Here is an 18,333-nt window from a genome sequence, read left to right as displayed (position 1 = left end):
CTGCCGCCGCGACGGCCAGCGCCGAGCCCGACCCGCCGAAGATGCTCGCCCCGGCGATGACGATCGCCGTCACCGAGGTGAGGGTGAGGGCCTGACCGGTGTTGGCGTCACCGATGCCGGTCTTCGAGTACAGCGCGAGCCCGGCGATGGCCGCGATGACGCCGGCGGATGTCGCGGCCAGCAGCCGCATCGACCGCACGTTCACTCCCATGCGGTTCGCCTTCACCGCATCGGATCCCGCGGCGCGGAAACCGCGCCCCAGACGTGTGCGCTGGATCACGAACCACATGACGACGGCGAGCACGATCGCGATCGCGAGCACGAGCGGGATGCCCGCCACCGCGGTGCCGATCAGCACCATGATGTCGTTCGACGCCGATCCGCCCGGACTCGGACGCAGCACCTGCGCGGCGCCGACGACGGCGATCGAGGTGACGAGGGTCGCGATGACCGGCGGCAGGTTCAGTCGCGTCACGAGCAGACCGTTGACGAGGCCGACGGCGAGCCCCGCGACGAGCGCGAGCACCACTCCGAAGAGGAACAGCCCGATTCCGCCTCCGCCGAAGAACGAGATGACGACGGTCGAGAGAGCGAGCACCGATCCGATCGACAGATCGATGCCACCGGTCATGACCACGACCAGCTGAGCGAGGCCCACGAGGATCAGCACCGAGGAGCTGGCGAGCAGCTGGGACATGTTGAGAGGGCTGAGGAACGCCGTCGAGAAGAACGTCGTCGCCATTCCCAGCAGCACCGTCAGCACCAGCAGGGCGCCGGCCTGCAGCTCGCCGCGCACCGCCAGAGGGATGCGGCGACGCCGCGGGACCGCGCTGACCGTCGCGACCGAACCGGTCTCGGACATCACCGCAGCGCCCGTGATCGCGCGCTCGGTGACGGCGGCACCCGTGAAGGTGTCCTGCACCTGGCCACGGGAGAACACGACGACCCGGTCGCAGAGACCCTCGAGCTCGACCGCGTCGGTCGAGAGCACGACTACGGCGACTCCATCCGCCGCCATCGAGCGCAGCACGGCGTAGATCTCCACGCGCGCCCCGGCGTCGACGCCCTGCGTCGGGTCCTCGACGAGGAGCACTTTCGGTTCGCCGAGGCGCGCGCGGGCCAGAAGCACCTTCTGCTGACTGCCGCCGGAGAGGCTGGCGACAGGAGTCTCGAGGGTGGGGGTCTTCACGGCGAGACCGGCGATCGCCGTGCGGGTGAGCGCGTACTCACGACGACGGTCGACGAAGCCGGTGGGCATCGCCTCGGCGATCGAGGGGGCGATGACGTTCTCGCGCACCGACATCTTGCCGAACATCGCCTCGCCGATGCGATCGCCGGGAAGGAACACGACGCCGTCGCGCACCGCGGTGCGGGCGGAGCGCACATCGAGCGGCCGGCCGGACAGGAGCACACGGCCGGCGGTCGATCCCAGGCCGGCGAGGCCGCGCAACACGGCGCGCTGGCCGTTGCCCTCGACGCCGGCGAGTCCGACGATCTGTCCGGGCATCGCGGCGAACGAGATGTCTCGATAGCCCGGGCCACCGAGGCCGAGCACCTCGAGGAGCGGAGTGCCGTCGGCATCCGGCCCCGCCTTGTCGGGGAAGGTCGTCTCCAGCGAGCGTCCGACGATGAGCTCGACGATCTCGTCCGCGCTGTAGTCGGAGACGCTGCCGCGTCCGACGACGCGGCCGTCGCGCAGCACCGTCAGATCGGTCGCGATCTCGATGACCTCGGGGATGCGGTGGGTGATGTAGACGACCGCGACACCGTCGGCGAGCAACTCGCTCACACGGTCGAACAGCCAGCGGGTCTCGTCGGGACCGAGCGCTTCGGTCGGCTCGTCGAGCACGAGGATGCGGGGGTCGGATGCGAGCGCAGCGGCGATCTCGATGAGATGCGCCTCGCGCAGCGAGAGGGTCGAGATCGTCGCCTGAGGATCGATCTCGAGACCGAGCTTCTCGAAGTGGGCCTTGAGCCACGCCGCCGCGCCCCGGCGTCGGGGGCGCTTCGAAGCGGGGAGGAGCAGGAGCACGGCGTCGACCACCGTGAGGGAGGGGGCGAGCGCGGGGATCTGGTAGACGATCGCGAGACCGTTCTCCCGCGCATCCGCGGTCTGGATCCGGGAGAACTCCCGGCCGGCGAGGCCGATCGTGCCGGTGTCCGGCACGACCGACCCCGCGGCGACTCCGACGAGGGTCGACTTGCCCGCCCCGTTCTCGCCGAGGATCGCGTGGACCCTCCCCGGTGCGATCTCGACGCTCACATCGTCGAGGGCGCGCACGCCGGGATAGGACTTGGTGATCCCCGTGAGAACGAGGGCGGGTTCAGTCATCGTCGGAATCCTTCGTGTCGTCAGCCGAACAGCTGCGTGATCTCAGCAGGGGTCAGGAGCGTGGACGGCGTCGCGTCCGGCGGCGCCGACGCGAGGCACGCCTTGTCGGGCGCGATCGATCCCGACGTCTGGCCGGTCGAGTCCTCATAGAGCGCGAGCTGGTAGATCGAGGGCTCGGTGTCGCTCGTCCCCTGGAAGGCGGCGACGGCCTTGCGAAGGGCGACGCGGCCGATCCACGTGCGCGACGATACGGTCGCCAGCTCGTAGCTCGGGTTGGTCTTCTTCAGCGCGTCGTAGCCGCACGAGAGCGAGTTGTCGTCGGTCGAGGTCAGCAGCGGCACCGAGATGCCCGCGGCCTGGTAGGCGCGGATGACACCTGCCGCGGATGCGCCGTAGTCGGCGATGACCGCGTCGATCTTCGGGTACTGGGCGAGAAGTCCCGCCATGGCCTGCTGCGCCTGAGCCGGGTCCCAGTTGGTGACGACGGGCTCGGAGTTGAGGAGCTTGATCTGCGGGTTGGCCGCGACGACCTCCTTGACACCCTCGAACTCCTGCGAGGACACCGCCACGCCGGAGGGTCCGCCGAGGAAGACGACGTTGCCGCCGGCTGAGCCGAGACGGTCGACGACCCACTGCGCCCACGACTTGCCGACGAACTGCGGGGACTGGTCGGTGTAGTCGAGGTAGTCGGTGCCGGCTTTGCCGTTCGGGTCCGAGGCGAACGCCACGACGTAGGATCCGGCCTGGGTCGCCTGGCGCATGGCCGGCAGGTGGGCGTCGCCGGGCCCGGCGTCGGGGATCACGAGGATGATGTTCGTGCCCTTCGATGCGAGGCTCGTGATGCCGGACGTCGTCTTCTCGAGATCGAACGATCCCGCGACGTAGTCGACGCTGGTGATCGCCTTGCACTTCGCGGCTTCGGACTTGATCTCGGCGAGAACGGTCTTCGACCAGCTGTTGGTGCCGCCGCCGTCGACGACACCGACGGTCATCGGCTTCGCGTTGGCGGTGCAGATGCTCGACATGTCGGCGAACTGGGACACGGTGCCGACCGAGCCGGCGGCGATGTTGGCCTGGAGGTTCCCGGCCGTGGCGTTGGTCGAACTGGCGTTCGTGGACGAACAGCCCGCGAGCGCTGTGGCGACGATCGCGAGTGACGCGGCCGCTGCTGCGGCGACGCGACGTCGCTTGATGATGCGATTCACTGCACACTCCTCATTGAGTTCACTGGTGGTGGGGGTGGGTGCGACGGGTCACTTCTGACGCCGGACGAGGCGTCGCAGCCTCGCCGACGTGCCGCCCAGCTCGAGCTGGGCGACGATCCCGACGCCGATGATCAGCGCCTGGACGATGTTCTGCACGGCGGTTGCCTGCGTGAAGGTCTGCACGAGCTGGCCGAGCTGGGCGAGGAAGAGCGCACCCAGCGCGGTGCCGATGAAGCTCCCCTTCCCGCCCGTGAGGGCGGTACCGCCGAGCACGACGGCGGCGATCGAGGGCAGGAGGTAGTCGTTGCCGGCTGTCAGGGTCGGCGAGCGCAGCAGACCGGCGAGCAGCACCCCGGCACCGGCCGCGAGGGCGGCGGCGAGCCAGTAGGCGCTGATCGTGTAGGCCCGCGTCGCGATCCCGATGTTCGCGGCGCTGCGCGGGTTCTCGCCGACGAGTTCGAACCGGCGCCCGACGCGCGTGCCCTTGACGACGAGGTGGATGATCACGACGATCGCGACGGCGAAGAAGGTCAGCACCGGGATGCCCCAGAGTCGGCTGAGCGCGAAGTTGCTGAGCTCCAGAACCGACTGGGCGCCGAATCCGCCCGAGACCGCCTGGACGGCGCCGATCATGAGGGCGTTGCTGGCGATCGTGACGACGAGAGGCGGAAGACCGAAGACGGTGATCACCACTCCGCTGAGCAGGCCGAACAGCGAGGTCGCGACGATCGCGACGATGACCGCGGTGGTGAGCCCCCAGTCGGCCCCGAACTTGGCCGCGATGAGCGCACCGAGAGTCACGGCGCCGGGGATCGACAGGTCGAGCCCGCCCTGCTGGATGACGAGGGTCTGGCCGATGGCCACGATCGCCGTGAGCGCGGCGAAGGGGAGCATCGAGACGATCGCCGTCGTGCCCACGCTGCCGGGGGCGATGAGCGGGCTGATCGCGAAGAGCAGCGCCACGGCGATGAACGCGCGGGTGCCCGGCCACGACAGCACCTCGGCGAGGAGGGGTCGGCGGTCCACCGGCGCCGTGCGCGTGCGCACCTCCGCCGGTTCGTTCACGGTGGTCATGACTGCACGGTGAGGTCGGGGTGCCACGAGCCGTCGAGGTGCGCCTCGGGCCATTCGCCGACGATGTAGTCGCGCGAGGCCTCGGCGCGGGAGCGCAGCGCCGCGTAGTCGACACCGACGAGCTGACCGTCCTTCTTCACGCGCCGGCCCTGAACGAACACGTCGCGCACGAGCCCGGGGTGGGCGTTGTAGACGACGGCGCCGATGGGGTTGTTCATCGGGGTCATCGCAAGAGCCCGGTCGTCGAGCACGACGATGTCAGCGGCCTTTCCGACGACGAGCGATCCGGTGAGGTGGTCGAGGCCCGCGGCGTGCGCGCCGTCGATCGTGGCGAACTGCAGCACGTCGTTGACGCTGAGGCCGATGCGCTCGACGACCTCGCCGGTCTCGACGGCGGGGGCGTTGTCGAGGGCGCGCTGCATGCCGATGGCGGTGCGCATCGTGCCGAACATGTCTCCGCCGTTGCTCGAGCAGACGTCGATGGAGAAGGTGGGGCGGATGCCGTGCTGCAGCAGACGTCCGGTGGCGGGGTATCCGTGTCCCATCTGCATCTCGACGTCGGGGGCGCAGGAGGCGGTGCCGCCGCTGTCGGCGATCATCTGCAGCTCGTCGTCGCCGAGTGTGCAGCAGTGCACGTAGGTGATGCGGTCCGAGAGCAGCCCGTCGTCCTTCAGCTTGCGGATGGGGCCGGACTTCCCCCAGTAGCCGTCGCCGACGTGCACGGTCACGCGCAGGTCGAGTTCGTCGGCGAGCGCGAAGTCGTGCCGGTTGACCTCGGGGGTCACGAACTGCGGGCCGCGCAGGGCGAGGGCCATCGTGACGAGTCCCGTGTTGCTGCTGAACACCGTCTCCCGCAGGCGCCGGGCGTCCTCGGCCGGGTGGTTGTTGGGCGACGGGAGCGGGGCGCCCCACTGCTTGTTGCCGCCGCCGTGCGCGAACACGGCGCGCATGCCGGTGTCGGTGAGGGCCTGCACCGCGGCATCCGCGTGGGCCGGGGTCGCGAGGTTGTGCGACCAGTCGACGAGGGTCGTGATGCCGGCGTCGAGCGCTTCGAGGGCGCCGAGGTAGTTGCCCGTGTAGGTGTCCTCGGGCCGGAAGAACTTCGAGAGCCCGGTGTGGAGTCCGGCGAGGTACTCGGTGAGTGACCAGTCGGATGCCACGTTCCGCACGACCGACTGCCAGGTGTGGCGGTGGGTGTCGACGAAGCCGGGCAGGACGATGCGTCCGGTGACGTCGATCACCTCGGCGTCGTCCACGGACAGCCCGTGGCCGATGGCCTCGATCGTGCCGTCCGCGGAGATCAGGATGTCCGTGTCGGGAAGGACTTCTCCCGCGCGGGCCGAGGTGATGACGGTTCCGCCGCGGAGCAGGGTGCGGGTGCTCATAGTCTTCATTGACTCCAGGTGCCGGTGCGCCGATCCCCCTTGGTCGGCTCACGTGTGAGTGTGCTGTCGCCACGCTAATAGCCTCACTGCACAGTGTCAAGGCTCACTGAACACTAATGTTCAGTGAGCCTTGAAACTGGCGCAGTTGAGGGCGTCAGGCGCGTTCGCGATACAGCGGGATGTCGATGGGCGGCTGCGGGATGAAGCCGCCGTTCGCATCCATCTGGTCGTAGAGGTAGCCCTGCGAGGCATCCATTCGGCGCATCGCCGCCGGGAGGTCGACGTGCACGAGGCGCCCGTCGCGCTTGACGACGCGACCGTCGACGAGCACCGTGGCGACGAGCCCGGCGTGGGCCTGCGAGATGATCGCCCCCGCGGGGTCCCGCCGGTTCCAGCCCGCCTGGCTGACCCCGCTCATGTCGAGCAGCACCACGTCGGCGCGCTTGCCGGGGCTGAGCGACCCCACAACGTCGTCCACGCCGGCCGCCTTCGCACCGTTGATCGTCAGCCAGCGCAGCGCGTCGCGGGTGGTCCACAGCATCTGCTGCGGGGCCACCATCCGCTCGTAGCCGGGCTCATCTGATCGGTACCGCGTCGCCTGCAGCACGAGACGGGCGTGCGAGATCATGTCGCCGGCGTCGCCGCTCACGCAGTCGATGCCGAGGCTCGGCCCCGGCGTATGGCGCGTCGCCTCGGCGATACGCGGATAGCCCATGCCCATCTGCATCTCGGTCTCGGCGCAGACCGAGACCATCGTGCCGGTGCCCTCGAGCAGTTTCCACTCCTCGGGCGTGTTGAACGTGCAGTGCACGAGCAGCAGATCGTCGCCGAGCAGATCGTGGCGGTGCATCACCGCGACATCCGAGAACAGCTGCCGCACGATCACCTGGTTCGCATGCTGCGTCATCCGAGCGCCGAGCTCGCGGGCGAACGCGAACTCGCGCACCACCTCGGCGGCGGGCGTGATCGCAAGCTCCTGGGGCACGAGGCCGAACCGCAGCACGCCGTCGGACGAGAAGTAGGTCGACTTGATCTCGCGCGCGAGCGCCGCACGCGCCGGATAGCTCCCCGACTCCTCCCCCGACTCGGCGCCGCCGCGGCTCTCCGACCAGGTGTTCTCGACGACGGGGGTCATGCCGTGCCCGTACAGGCCACGGATGCCGGCGTCGAGAAGCCCCGTGACAGCGGCGTGCGCGCCGTCCGGGTCGAGGATGTTGTGGCAGTAGTCGACGAGACTCGTCACCCCCGCGTTCAGGCAGTCGAGCGCACCCAGGTAGTTGCCGACGTACATGTCCTCGGCGCGATAGCGCGGTGCCATCTGCAGGCGGATGCCCCTGAGGTAGTCGGGGATGTTGCCGTCGGCGAGGATGCCGCGCAGCGCCGTCTGCCAGGTGTGCCGGTGGGTGTCGACCATGCCCGGCATCGCGATCATGTGCCCGGCCTCGATGATGTCCGCGTCGACCTGATCAAGGCCCTGTCCGACGGCGACGATCGTGCCGTCCTCGATGAGGATGTCGCCACGGGGGAGGTCGCCGATGGAGTCGTCCATCGAGACCACGGCGGCGCCTCGGATCAGTGTGCGGGCGGTCATGCGGGGGTCCTTTCGTGACGTGCCGTGCGGGGCGCGTCGATCCACGGGTCGATCAGGGTCTTGGTCTGGAGGGGCGCACCGGCGATGAGCGGCACGAGGCCGCCGCTGACGACCTCGTCGAGCGGCAGCACGGTCTCGGCGATGTCGCTCCAGTCGGCGCGGGATTCGAGCAGGCGCACGGCGTCGGGGAGGTCGGCGGCCATCACGTGGGCGACAGTGCCGACGATGGTGAGCTCGGCGAGCGTCCAGTGCGCGAGCGCCGCGGGCGGCTCGCCCTTCTGAATGCCGACCGGGACGATCGTCGCGCCCGGGTGCGCCGCATCGATGACGGACTCCCAGCCGGCCTTCGAGCCACTGACCTCGAAGAACACATCGACGTCCATCCCGAGCTCGGCGACACGGTCGGCGAGGGTGGCGGTGCCGGCGACGAGCGTCTCCTGTGCGCCCAGGCGCACGGCGAGCTCGAGACGGTCGGCGTTGAGGTCGACCACGAGCACCCTCGCGCCGGTGGCCGCGGCGGCGACCGTGAGGAAGGCGCCGATCCCTCCGACTCCGACGATCACGGCATCGTCGCCGGCCGAGAGTCCACTGCGCCGCACCGCGTGCACGGCGATCGCCATCGGCTGCGCGAGCCCGAGCGTGTCGGACGCGAGTGGCGAGGCGCTGACGTCGAGCAGGATGCCGGCGGGCACGACCGCGTACTGGGCGAGACCGCCGTCACGCTGCAGCCCGGCCGTGCGGTACGACCGGCACAGATTCGTGCGGCCGGCGCGGCACGGCTTGCAGGTGCCGCACGAGATGCCGGCACCGCAGACGACCCGCGCGCCGACGGCGAGGTCGACACCGGCGCCCACCCGCTCCACCGTGCCCGCGAACTCGTGCCCGAGGGTGACGGGCAGCTCGGTGAGCTGCGGCCCCCGGTCGTACTCCGTCGCATCGCTGCCGCACACCCCGCACACCGAGACGCGCACGAGGACCTCCCCCGGGCCGGGGTCGGGCACGGTCCGATCCTCGATGCGCAGATCGCGGGCGGCGTGCAGCACGCCCGCGCGCATCGCGGTCACAGTCGCGCCCCGGCGGGCACCTCGAGCTGCACGGCGCCGCGCGAGGCGATCATGCGTCCGAGCAGGGTGCGGTACACCTCGCCGTGCGCATGGGAGTCGAGGTACGCGTCGAGACCGGCGGCATCGTCGACGAGAGCGGCGACGCCGTAGTCGGCGCCCTGCGGACGCAGATGCAGGTTCGGCCCGCAGCGATAGCCCCGCAGCTCGGGAATGCCCTGCGCCATCCCGGCGAGGGCATCGGTGAGCGCGGTCACGTCGTCGTCGGTGACGTCGTCGTTCCAGTGGAAGGTGGCGAGATGCAGGATCATGTCGGGCGGTCAGTCCTCTTGGTACTGGTAGGGGTTGTCGATGGGGGCTTCGGGGTCGAGCGGCGGGTGCATCCCTTCCTCCCAGGCGGCCTCGCCGAGCTGGGAGCGCACGTAGTCGACCGACGCGGCGACGGCGTCGCGGGCGGGCGCGATGTCGAGGTCGATGCGCGTTCCCCGGTACTTCACGACACGGCCGTCGATCACGACCGTGTGGATGTCGGCGGTGCCGGCCTGGTAGACGACGTGCGCGTGCGGGTTGAGGATCGGCGTCATCGTGGGCGACTGATCGTTCTTCAGCAGCACGAGGTCGGCCTTCTTGCCCGGCGTGATCGAGCCGATCAGGTCGGACATTCCGAGCGAGAGCGCGCCGCCCATGGTCGCCATCCACACGACGTCCTCGGCGCGCAACCGGTTGACGTTGACCGTCTCACCGCGGCGGTGGGCTTCGAGGTGGTCGCGGGAGCGGTCGGAGCTGAGCGTGGCGCGCATGGCCGAGAAGAAGTCGGCGCTCCACCAGACACTCGTGTCCATCGAGAGGGAGGCCGGGATGCCGTACTTGCGGATCTCCCAGGTCGAGGGATACCCCTGGCCCGCGCTCTGCTCCGACTCGGTGGCGACCGAGACCGTGCCGCCGGTCGCGGCGATCTTCTGGTAGCTCTCGGCGCCGAGGCTGGCGGAGTGCACGTAGGTGATCTGATCGGTCATGACGCCCGCGTCGTACATGTTGCGGATACCCACGTCTCCGGTCGCGCCCCACACTCCGGCGTGGGTGGTGACCCGGATGCCGAGGTCGCGCGCGAAGTCGAACGCGGCTCGCTCGGGGAAGTCGTCGGAGTCGGGCACGTCGAAGGCGAGCTCGAGCCCGAGCAGGTCGGTGCGCGGGAGGTCGTCGATCCACCGACGCACGGCCGGATCCGCGCTCCACTCCCACGGCGCCCCGAGGTAGTTGCCGTAGCCGAGCACGAACCTGCCCGGGATCTCCCGGAATGCCGCGACCGCGGCATCCGCGTAGTCGGGGGTGCGCAGAGCGTGCGACCAGTCGAGGGTCGTGGTGACGCCGACGTCCACCGACTCGAGGGCGCTGAGCAGGTTGCCGGCGTAGATGTCCTCGGGACGGAACACCTCGCCGTGCTGCAGGTAGTAGAAGACGAAGTACTGGCTCAGCGCCCAGTCGCCGCCGTAGCCGCGCAGCGCCGTCTGCCACATGTGGCGGTGGGTGTCCACCATCCCGGGCATGAGGATGCCGCCGCTGCCGTCGATCTCGACGGTGCCGTCGGGCACCTCGAGGCGAGGGCCGACGGCGGCGATGCGGTCATCGACGACGAGCACGTCGCCGTCGCGGATGACGCCGGGCGTGTCGACGGTGATGACGGTGGTGTTGCGGATGACGAGAGGCCGGCCGGGCGTGAAGTCCTCGGCATGGGCGGTCGGGTCGCTCATGAGTTCTCCTCTTCGAGAATGTTCAGCGTTGATTTACACTTTGACCACGAATGTGGGCATTTGTCCAGTACTCGGGCCCGAGTGTTCATTCAGACTTCAGTGCCGAAGCCGTCGAAGGAGACCCCCATGACCCGCATCGCCATCCTCGGCTCCGGAGCGAACGGCGCCTCCATCGGTGCCGACCTGCTGCTCTCCGGACACGATGTCACGCTCGTCGAGCAGTGGCCGGCGCACGTCGAGGCGATGCGCGCCGACGGCCTGACGATCGAGACGCCGCACCGCACCGTGCACGTCGATCCGCCGGTGCTGCACCTGTGCGAACTCGCGGAGCAGCGGCATCCGTTCGATGTGGTCCTGATGCTCGTGAAGGCCTACGACTCGCGCTGGGCGGCGGAGCTCATCCGTCCCCACCTGCGGCCGACGAGCCTCGTCGCAGGGGTGCAGAACGGCATGTCCACGGCGGCGATCGCCGACGTGGTGGGAGCGGACCGCACGATGGGGACGGTCATCGAGGTGTCCTCGGCGATGACGGAGCCCGGACGGGTGACGCGCTATTCCGACACCGACCAGTCGTGGTTCGCGGTCGGCGCGCTCCCCCGCTCCGCCGCGTCAGGGCGGGAGGAGGAGGTCGCCGCGCTGCTGCGTGAGGCCGGCCGCGTCGAGGTGGTCGAGGACATCCTCTCGACGAAGTGGATGAAGCTCATCAGCAATGCGACGGTGCTCGTGCCGACCGCGATCCTCGGGCTCCCCATGGCCGACGCCATCCTGGTGGAGGGCATGCGGGAGGTCATGCTCGCCGCGGGCGAGGAGGCGCGTCTCGTGGGGGCGGCGGCGGGGCGCGACGTCCTGCCGATCTTCGGCCTGAGCGCCGATGACCTCGGCCGGCCCGACGCTGTCGTCTCGACCCTGCTCGACACGCTCTACACCGGGTTCGTGCGCCCCGGGGCCACGACCACGGTGCTGCAGGACTGGACCAAGGGCCGTCACAGCGAGGTCGACGACATCAACGGCACGGTCGTCGCCGAGGGCGCGCGCGTCGGCGTCGCGACGCCGGTCAATGCGCGCATCGTCGCCGTCGCGCACGAGATCGAGCAGGGGGTGCGCGAGGCGCATCCCGACAATCTCACGCTGTTGCGTATTGCTTAACACCCTGTACAGTCAAGCTGACCCGTCGCAAAGGAGCACGCATGTCCTCTCCCCGCATCGCCTTCGTCGGAACCGGCGCTCAGGGCGCCGGTATCGGCGCCGATCTGATCCGTGCCGGCCTCGACGTGACCTTCATCGAGCAGTGGCCCGCCCACGTCGAGGCGATGCGCGCGAACGGCATCACCGTGCACCTGCCGACCGAGACGCAGAACACGCCCGTCGACGCCCTCCACCTGTGCGAGGTCGCGACGCTGCGCGCGCCGTTCGACATCGTGTTCGTGCTGGTCAAGGCGTACGACACCCGATGGGCCGTCGAGCTCATCGCCCCGCACCTCGCCCCCGACGGCCTCGTGGTGGGGCTGCAGAACGGCATGTCGCTCGACGACATCGCCGAGATCGTGGGCGCCGAGCGCACGATCGGCGCGGTCATCGAGATGGCCTCGAACATGTTCGAGCCCGGTGTCGTGACCCGCCAGAACGCGCCCGAGAACTCGTGGTTCGCGGTGGGCGGCATCGTGCCCTCCGCCCAGGCACGCGCGCACGAGGTGCAGGCGGTGCTGCGGCACGCGGGGGTCGTGGAGGTGTCCGCCGACATCCGCTCGTCGAAGTGGATGAAGCTCGTCGCCAACGCCGGCGAGCTCGTGCCGTCGGCCATCCTCGACGAGACTCTGTTCGACGCCGTGCGGATGCCCGGCGTGCACGAGTTCATGATCGAGTGCGGCAAGGAGGCGGCGCGGGCCGCCGTGGCCGACGGGTCGACGCTCGTGCCCATCTTCGGCCTCACGCACGACCAGGTCACCGGTCCCGATCAGTACGCGGCCGACCTGCTCGGCGAGGTGCTCGACAAGTACTCGCTGCCCGACACCCGCACCACGGTGCTGCACGACTGGATGAAGGGCCGCCACTCGGAGTACCGAGAGGTCAACGGCCTCGTCGTCGACGTGCTCGAGCGGGTGGGCGAGGCCGCCCCGGTCAACGCCCACGTCGTCGAGATCGCCCGACGCATCGAGGCGGGCGAGCTCGAGCGCGGCCGCCATAACCTCGACCTGCTGCTGCGCGTCGGCGTCCACGTCTGAGGCGCGCGCCGGCCGCGGCGGGCCGCCAGGCCGTCGGCTGCGTCAGGCCGCCGGCGCCGTACCGGGCGGCCGGCCGCGTCAGGCCGCCCCGCCCCGCATCGTCGCGATCTGGTAGAGGGCGACGGATGCCGCGATGCCGGCGTTCAGCGACTCGGTCGCCGCCGAGATCGGGATCGACACGATCTGGTCGCAGGTCTCGGTGACGAGCCGGGACAGCCCCTCCCCCTCGGAGCCGATGACGATCACGACGGGACGGTCGGCGAGCTCGAGCGCGGGAAGCGCCACATCGCCGCCCCCGTCGAGACCGAGCACGAACACGCCCTGCTTCTTGAGCTCCTTGAGCGTGGCGGTCAGGTTGCCGGCGAGCGCCACCGGGACCCGGGCCGCGGCGCCGGCGCTCGTCTTCCAGGCGGCCGAGTTGACGCCCGCGCTGCGGCGCTGCGGGATGATGACGCCGTGCCCGCCGAAGGCGGCCGTCGAGCGGATGATGGCACCCAGATTGCGCGGGTCGGTCACGCCGTCGAGCGCGACGAACAGCGGCGTCTGGCCGCGGCCGACGACCTGCTCGAGGAGGTCCTGCGGGTGCGCGTACTCGTACGGCGGAACCTTGAGCGCGACGCCCTGGTGCACGCCGTCGAAGCCCGCCATGCGGTCGAGCTCGGGCCGGGTGACCTCGAGCACGGGGATGCCGCGGTGCGACACGATCGACAGCATCTCCTTGACGCGGTCGTCCATCTCGACGCGCTGCGCGATGTAGAACGCGGTCGCCGGGATGCGTGCGCGCAGCGCCTCGAGCACCGAATTGCGGCCGGTGACGGTCTCGGTGTCGTCGCTCTGCTTCGGGCGCCCGCCGCGGTTGGGGTTCGAGCCGGCGATCCGCTGGCCGGGCTTGCCCTTGCCGCCCGCGGCGGCGTAGCGCTCCTGCGCCGCCTTGCGCTTGCCGGCGACGTGCCAGGCGCGGTCCTCGGCCTTGGGGGTGGGGCCTTTGCCCTCGAGAGCCTTGCGGCCCTGGCCGCCCGATCCCTTGACGGCGCCCTTCTTCAGCGACTTGCGTGCGCCGGGTCGTCCTGCTGGCTTGGTCATTCGATGCTCCAGTGGGTTCCGTCGGGAGTGTCTTCGAGGGCGATGCCGGCTCCCGCGATCGCGTCGCGGATGCGGTCGGCGGCCGCCCAGTCCTTGTCGGTGCGCGCCTGGGCGCGCTGGTCGATGAGCTGACGCACGAGCACGTCGAGAGCGGATGCCGCGGCCCCCTGCCCGGCGCCGGGGGCGGGCGCGTCGAGGCCGAGCACCGCGGTCATCGCGAGCACGGCGCCGGCCGCGGTGGCCGCGGCATCCCGATCGCCCTCGTCGAGTGCGGCGTTGCCGGTCCGGACGGTCTCGTGCAGCACGGCGAGCGCCTGCGGCACGCCGAGGTCGTCGTCGAGGGCCGCGCCGAAGGCGGCGGGCAGCACGGCGTCGGGCACCTCGCCGAGGGTGCGCAGCGCCCGCGTGCGGAAGGCGGCGATGCGGTCGAGCGCGGCGGCGGCCTCGTCGAACGCACGGTCGGAGATGTCGAGGCTCGAGCGGTAGTGCGCGGCGGCGAGCGCGTAGCGCACGACGAGCGAGGGACGCTCGGCGAGCACGTCGGCGGCGAGCACGAAGTTGCCGAGCGACTTCGACATCTTCTGGCCCTCGACAGTCACCAGGCCGTTGTGCACCCAGTAGGTCGCGAACGCGTCGCCTGCGGCCGTCGACTGGGCGAGTTCGTTCTCGTGATGGGGGAAGCGCAGGTCGAGTCCGCCGCCGTGGATGTCGAAGGCGCCGCCCAGGTAGCGGCGCGACATCGCCGAGCACTCGATATGCCACCCGGGGCGACCCGCACCCCAGGGCGCACCCCAGGTGGCGTCGGCGGGCTCGTCGGGCTTCGCGCCCTTCCACAGAGCGAAGTCGTGCGGATCGCGCTTGCCGCGCGGGTCGGCGTCGGCGGCCGCCTCCATCGCGTCGAGGCCCTGCCGGGTGAGGCTGCCGTACGACGGCCACGAGCGCACGTCGAAGTAGACGTCGCCTGAGCCGTCGGGGGCCACGTAGGCGTGCCCCCGCGCGATCAGCGTCTCGATGAGCTCGATCATCTGCGGAATCGAGCCGGTCGCGCGCGGCTCGTACGTCGGTGCGAGGATGCCGACCGCGGCATACGCGGCCGCGAACTCCTGCTCCATGCGGTACGCCAGCGCCCACCAGGGTTCGGCAGCCGACGCGTTGGCGATCACCTTGTCGTCGATGTCGGTGACGTTGCGCACGAAGGTGACGCGGCCGTAGCGGTGCGCGAGCCAGCGACGGAGGATGTCGAAGCTCAGCGCCGCGCGCACGTGACCGATGTGGGGGCCGGACTGCACGGTCGGGCCGCAGACGTACATCGTGACGTGGGAGGGGTCGATCGGCACGAAGTCGCGCAACGCCTGCGCCTTGGTGTCGTAGAGCCTCACAGTCACCGTCCCAGCCTACCGGCGCACGGGCGCGCGCCCCGGAGCCGGTAGAACTGATGACGTGCCCGCCATTCTCGCCGTCCTCGCCGCCGCCGTTCTGTTCGGCACGACCGGCACATCGCAGGCGCTCGGCCCGGCGGGGACCACCCCGCTCGGCGTCGGCGCGATGCGCCTGCTCGTCGGCGGCACCGTGCTGGCGGTGGCCGGCTTCGCGCTGGCGGCGCGGGCGCGGGCGCGCCGCGGCATCCGCAATCCCCGGCTCTCGCGGCGCGCGGTCCTGCTCATGGTGGTCACGGGCGTCTGCCTCGCCGGCTATCAGCCGCTGTTCTTCCTCGGCACCTCGCGCAACGGCGTCGCGATCGGCACGGTCGTCGCCCTCGGGTCCGCCCCCGTCCTCGCGGGATTGCTCGAATGGATGCTGCGCCGACGCGCCCCGCGACCGGTGTGGCTGGTGGCGACGGTGCTCGCGCTCGCGGGGGTCGCGATCATCACGCTCGGCGGCGAGGGCACCGGGGCCGTCGACCCGCTCGGCGTCGTGGGATCCGTCGGCGCCGGGGCCGCGTTCGCGATGTACGCGAACGCGCAGCGGCGGCTCATGGACGACGGCTGGGATCCGTTCACCGTCGCGGGCGCCATGGGACTCACCTCGGCGCTCGCGGCTCTCGCGATGGTGCCGTTCGCCTCGTTCGCGTGGCTCGCCGATCCCCGGGGCGTCGCGATGGCCCTCTGGCTCGGGGTGGCGACGATCGCGGTGGCATACGTGCTGTTCACCTGGGGTCTCGAGCGGATGTCGGCGGCCACCGCCGCGACCCTGACACTCGCCGAGCCCCTCACGGCGACGCTTCTCGGCATCCTCGTGCTCGGCGAGCACCTCACGCTCGGCGGCGTGATCGGGCTGTGCGTGCTGGCGGCGGGACTCGTGCTGCTCAGCGCCGGATCGCGCGCCCGTCGCGAACCGCGTCCTTTCGCAGCGGAGGCGTGACGGTGACCACGTTGAGCATCCTCCCCGACGACCTGTCCTCGCCCGACGTGCAGGCGCTCATCGTCGCGCACCTGGACGGTATGCACGCGACCTCGCCCGCGGAGAGCGTGCACGCTCTCGACCTGGGCGCGCTGCGGCATCCGTCGATCTCGTTCTTCGCGGCGCGCGTCGACGGCGAGCTCGCCGGCATCGGCGCGCTGCGCACGATCGACCACGTCTCGGGCGAGCTGAAGTCGATGCGGGTCGCGCCCGCGTTCCTGGGGCGTGGCATCGGGCGCGCGCTGCTGCAGCACCTGATCGCCGAGTCGCGCAGCCGGGGCTTCTCCTCGCTGTGGCTCGAGACCGGAAGCACCCCGGACTTCCTCCCGGCGGTGCGGCTCTATGAGAGCGAAGGCTTCGCTGTCACCGGGCCGTTCGGCGACTACCGCGAGGACCCGTTCTCGATCTTCATGACACGCACGCTCTGACGCCCGGTGGCGCGCTCAGAAGCGCGCAGGCACGATCAGCGCGACGGCGATCGCTTGCACGCCCTCGCCGCGCCCGGGGAACCCCAGCCCGTCGGTCGTGGTTGCCGACAGCGTCACCGGCGCGCCGCCGAGCGCCGCCGACAGCGCCGTCTCGGCCTCCGCTCGGCGGGCACCGATGCGCGGGCGGTTGGCCTGCACCTGCACCGACACATTGCCGACCCGCCAGCCCGCCTCGCCTATCAGGGCACGGGTGCGCGCGAGGAAGACGTCGGCGTGGGCGCCCGCGTACTCGGGATGCGACGTGCCGAAGTGCGTGCCGATGTCACCGAGTCCCGCGGCGCCCAGCAGGGCGTCGACGATCGCGTGCGCGACCGCGTCGCCGTCGGAATGCCCCGCGAGCGCCTGCTCACCCGGCCACGCGATGCCGCCGAGCCAAAGTTCGCCGTCGCCCCCGAACGCGTGCACGTCGGTGCCGAGTCCGATTCGGGGAAGGTCGGTCGCCGCGGGCCCCGGTGCGCTCCGGAGAAGGTGCTCGGCGCGCGCGAGGTCTTCGGGCGTCGTGATCTTGAACGACGCCGCGTCGCCGTCGACGACGCCGACCTGGTGGCCGGCCTGGGCGACCACCGCGGCGTCGTCGGTGTGGTCGCGGTCGGCCAGGGCGTAGGCCTGAGTGAGGATGTCGCGTCGGAACCCCTGCGGCGTCTGCGCGGCCGCGAGCTCGGCACGATCGACTCCGCCCGTGATGTGCGGGCCGTCGACGCGCTTGATCGTGTCGATGACCGGAAGCACGGGAACGATCCCCCAGCCGGTCTCATCCACCGCGGCGAACACGCGGGCGAACACCTCGGGCGGCGTGAGGGCGCGGGCCGCATCGTGCACGAGCACGACCTCCACATCGCCCCAGAGGGCCGCGAGGCCCGCGGCGACCGACTGCTGGCGGGTGGCGCCCCCCGCGACGACCGTCACGAGATCGGACCGGTCGCCTGCCGCCAGGCGGGCATCGGTCTCGGCTTCGCCGACACGATCTGCCGGGGCGACGACGACGACCTGCGCTTCGGGGGCATGGAACACCCCGTCGAGGGCGTGTCGGAGGATCGTGTGCGCACCGAGGCCCACGAAGGCCTTCGGAGCGCCTGCGGCGAGCCGCGTTCCGGAGCCGGCGGCGACCACGATGATCGCCCGACGGGGCGCAGGATGGATCACGAGCGTCCCGATGCGGGGGTCAGGAGGCGAGGACCTCTTCGAGGAGGACGCTGGCCTTCTCCTCGTCGGTCTTCTCGGCGAGCGCGAGCTCGGAGACGAGGATCTGCTTCGCCTTTGCGAGCATGCGCTTCTCGCCGGCCGAGAGACCGCGGTCCTGGTCGCGACGCCACAGGTCGCGCACGACCTCGCTCACCTTGATGACGTCGCCGGAGGCGAGCTTCTCGAGGTTGGCCTTGTAACGGCGGGACCAGTTCGTGGGCTCCTCGGTGAAGGGGGCACGCAGCACGTCGAAGACGCGCTCGAGGCCTTCCTTGCCGATCACGTCGCGAACGCCGACGAGGTCGACGTTGTCGGCCGGAACCTCGATGGTCAGATCGCCCTGGGTGACTCGGAGTTTGAGATAGACCTTTTCTTCGCCTTTGATGACTCGGGTCTTCACTTCCGCGATCGTCGCCGCACCGTGGTGGGGGTAAACGACCGTCTCGCCAACCTCAAAAAGCATGGAGTTATGTCCTTTCGGCGTCGGCCAGTCTACCACACGGGATCGTGCGCTAAGGTTCGCCGCCGCGTATCGCGCGCCGCCTCACGGTCGGGAGCT

16 protein-coding genes are annotated in these 18,333 nt (G+C 70.7%); 4 read left to right on the top strand and 12 right to left on the bottom strand.

All coding sequences use genetic code 11. The annotated features are described in order from the left end of the window. The 8 genes from BGO15_RS03120 to BGO15_RS03085 form a co-directional block, all read right to left on the bottom strand. Positions 1-2,332, bottom strand: a 2,332-nt coding sequence (locus BGO15_RS03120; RefSeq protein ID WP_286747148.1) for an ATP-binding cassette domain-containing protein, incomplete at its 3' end; no start/stop codon positions are given. 20 nt (positions 2,333-2,352) lie between these two features. Continuing rightward, positions 2,353-3,537, bottom strand: a complete 1,185-nt coding sequence (locus tag BGO15_RS03115) for a substrate-binding domain-containing protein (RefSeq protein ID WP_056210269.1) — start codon at positions 3,535-3,537, stop codon at positions 2,353-2,355. 48 nt (positions 3,538-3,585) lie between these two features. Beyond that, positions 3,586-4,611 carry an ABC transporter permease gene (locus tag BGO15_RS03110; protein WP_056210271.1) on the bottom strand — a complete coding sequence of 342 codons (1,026 nt, stop codon included), beginning with the start codon at positions 4,609-4,611 and terminating at the stop codon, positions 3,586-3,588. Beyond that, entirely contained in the window at positions 4,608-5,996 is a 1,389-nt protein-coding gene (locus tag BGO15_RS03105; protein WP_056210273.1) for an amidohydrolase family protein, read from the bottom strand. Before BGO15_RS03105 ends, BGO15_RS03110 begins: the two co-directional genes overlap by 4 nt. Before the next feature lie 154 nt (positions 5,997-6,150). Further along, positions 6,151-7,587 (bottom strand): amidohydrolase family protein, encoded by a 1,437-nt coding sequence (locus BGO15_RS03100; protein ID WP_056210275.1) that lies wholly within the window; start codon positions 7,585-7,587, stop codon positions 6,151-6,153. After that, positions 7,584-8,642 (bottom strand): zinc-dependent alcohol dehydrogenase, encoded by a 1,059-nt coding sequence (locus tag BGO15_RS03095; RefSeq protein ID WP_235557428.1) that lies wholly within the window; start codon positions 8,640-8,642, stop codon positions 7,584-7,586. The genes BGO15_RS03100 and BGO15_RS03095 overlap by 4 nt, the downstream gene beginning before the upstream one ends. Positions 8,643-8,647: 5 nt before the next feature. Then, the gene (locus BGO15_RS03090) at positions 8,648-8,959 is read right to left on the bottom strand and encodes a Dabb family protein (RefSeq protein ID WP_056210277.1); all 312 of its coding nucleotides are present in this window, start codon (positions 8,957-8,959) and stop codon (positions 8,648-8,650) included. A 9-nt stretch (positions 8,960-8,968) separates the two neighbouring features. Then, positions 8,969-10,399 (bottom strand): amidohydrolase family protein, encoded by a 1,431-nt coding sequence (locus BGO15_RS03085; protein WP_056210279.1) that lies wholly within the window; start codon positions 10,397-10,399, stop codon positions 8,969-8,971. 126 nt (positions 10,400-10,525) lie between these two features. Here BGO15_RS03085 and BGO15_RS03080 point away from each other — a divergent pair, with 126 nt between their 5' ends. Together BGO15_RS03080 and BGO15_RS03075 are read left to right on the top strand one after the other, a co-directional pair. Continuing rightward, positions 10,526-11,545: a ketopantoate reductase family protein gene (locus BGO15_RS03080; RefSeq protein ID WP_056210281.1), complete on the top strand. Its 1,020-nt coding sequence runs from the start codon at positions 10,526-10,528 to the stop codon at positions 11,543-11,545. Positions 11,546-11,586: 41 nt separating this feature from the next. After that, positions 11,587-12,621 carry a ketopantoate reductase family protein gene (locus tag BGO15_RS03075; protein WP_056210283.1) on the top strand — a complete coding sequence of 345 codons (1,035 nt, stop codon included), beginning with the start codon at positions 11,587-11,589 and terminating at the stop codon, positions 12,619-12,621. Positions 12,622-12,699: 78 nt separating this feature from the next. On the opposite strand, the gene rlmB is transcribed toward BGO15_RS03075, so the two are convergent. Continuing rightward, positions 12,700-13,704: a 23S rRNA (guanosine(2251)-2'-O)-methyltransferase RlmB gene (gene rlmB, locus BGO15_RS03070; protein ID WP_045246749.1), complete on the bottom strand. Its 1,005-nt coding sequence runs from the start codon at positions 13,702-13,704 to the stop codon at positions 12,700-12,702. Further along, entirely contained in the window at positions 13,701-15,089 is a 1,389-nt protein-coding gene (gene cysS, locus BGO15_RS03065; protein ID WP_056210285.1) for a cysteine--tRNA ligase, read from the bottom strand. Before cysS ends, rlmB begins: the two co-directional genes overlap by 4 nt. 55 nt (positions 15,090-15,144) lie before the next feature. Here cysS and BGO15_RS03060 point away from each other — a divergent pair, with 55 nt between their 5' ends. Beyond that, entirely contained in the window at positions 15,145-16,065 is a 921-nt protein-coding gene (locus tag BGO15_RS03060; protein WP_056519160.1) for a DMT family transporter, read from the top strand. Positions 16,066-16,067: 2 nt separating this feature from the next. Beyond that, positions 16,068-16,532, top strand: coding sequence for a GNAT family N-acetyltransferase (locus BGO15_RS03055; protein ID WP_048809297.1), 465 nt, complete (start codon positions 16,068-16,070; stop codon positions 16,530-16,532). Positions 16,533-16,547: 15 nt separating this feature from the next. Here the strand turns inward: BGO15_RS03055 and ispD are convergent, their stop codons facing one another. Further along, the gene (ispD, locus tag BGO15_RS03050; RefSeq protein WP_235557422.1) at positions 16,548-17,735 is read right to left on the bottom strand and encodes a 2-C-methyl-D-erythritol 4-phosphate cytidylyltransferase; all 1,188 of its coding nucleotides are present in this window, start codon (positions 17,733-17,735) and stop codon (positions 16,548-16,550) included. Between the two features lie 19 nt (positions 17,736-17,754). Further along, positions 17,755-18,237, bottom strand: coding sequence for a CarD family transcriptional regulator (locus BGO15_RS03045; RefSeq protein ID WP_045246754.1), 483 nt, complete (start codon positions 18,235-18,237; stop codon positions 17,755-17,757). Between the last annotated feature and the right edge of the window lie 96 nt (positions 18,238-18,333).

Source organism: Microbacterium sp. 71-23, assembly GCF_001897265.1.
In the GTDB taxonomy this organism is placed as follows: Bacteria; Actinomycetota; Actinomycetes; order Actinomycetales; family Microbacteriaceae; genus Microbacterium; species Microbacterium ginsengisoli.
This window is presented reverse-complemented; position numbering and strand designations above follow the sequence as displayed.

Bases quoted from the DNA above. Each gene is read 5' to 3' on its own strand.
- BGO15_RS03095 (WP_235557428.1), bottom strand. From the start codon at position 8,642: ATGCGCGCGGGCGTGCTGCACGCCGCCCGCGATCTGCGCATCGAGGAT.
- rlmB (WP_045246749.1), bottom strand. From the start codon at position 13,704: ATGACCAAGCCAGCAGGACGACCCGGCGCACGCAAGTCGCTGAAGAAG.
- BGO15_RS03075 (WP_056210283.1), top strand. From the start codon at position 11,587: ATGTCCTCTCCCCGCATCGCCTTCGTCGGAACCGGCGCTCAGGGCGCC.
- BGO15_RS03045 (WP_045246754.1), bottom strand. From the start codon at position 18,237: ATGCTTTTTGAGGTTGGCGAGACGGTCGTTTACCCCCACCACGGTGCG.
- BGO15_RS03110 (WP_056210271.1), bottom strand. From the start codon at position 4,611: ATGACCACCGTGAACGAACCGGCGGAGGTGCGCACGCGCACGGCGCCG.
- BGO15_RS03080 (WP_056210281.1), top strand. From the start codon at position 10,526: ATGACCCGCATCGCCATCCTCGGCTCCGGAGCGAACGGCGCCTCCATC.
- BGO15_RS03105 (WP_056210273.1), bottom strand. From the start codon at position 5,996: ATGAGCACCCGCACCCTGCTCCGCGGCGGAACCGTCATCACCTCGGCC.
- BGO15_RS03090 (WP_056210277.1), bottom strand. From the start codon at position 8,959: ATGATCCTGCATCTCGCCACCTTCCACTGGAACGACGACGTCACCGAC.
- BGO15_RS03100 (WP_056210275.1), bottom strand. From the start codon at position 7,587: ATGACCGCCCGCACACTGATCCGAGGCGCCGCCGTGGTCTCGATGGAC.
- BGO15_RS03085 (WP_056210279.1), bottom strand. From the start codon at position 10,399: ATGAGCGACCCGACCGCCCATGCCGAGGACTTCACGCCCGGCCGGCCT.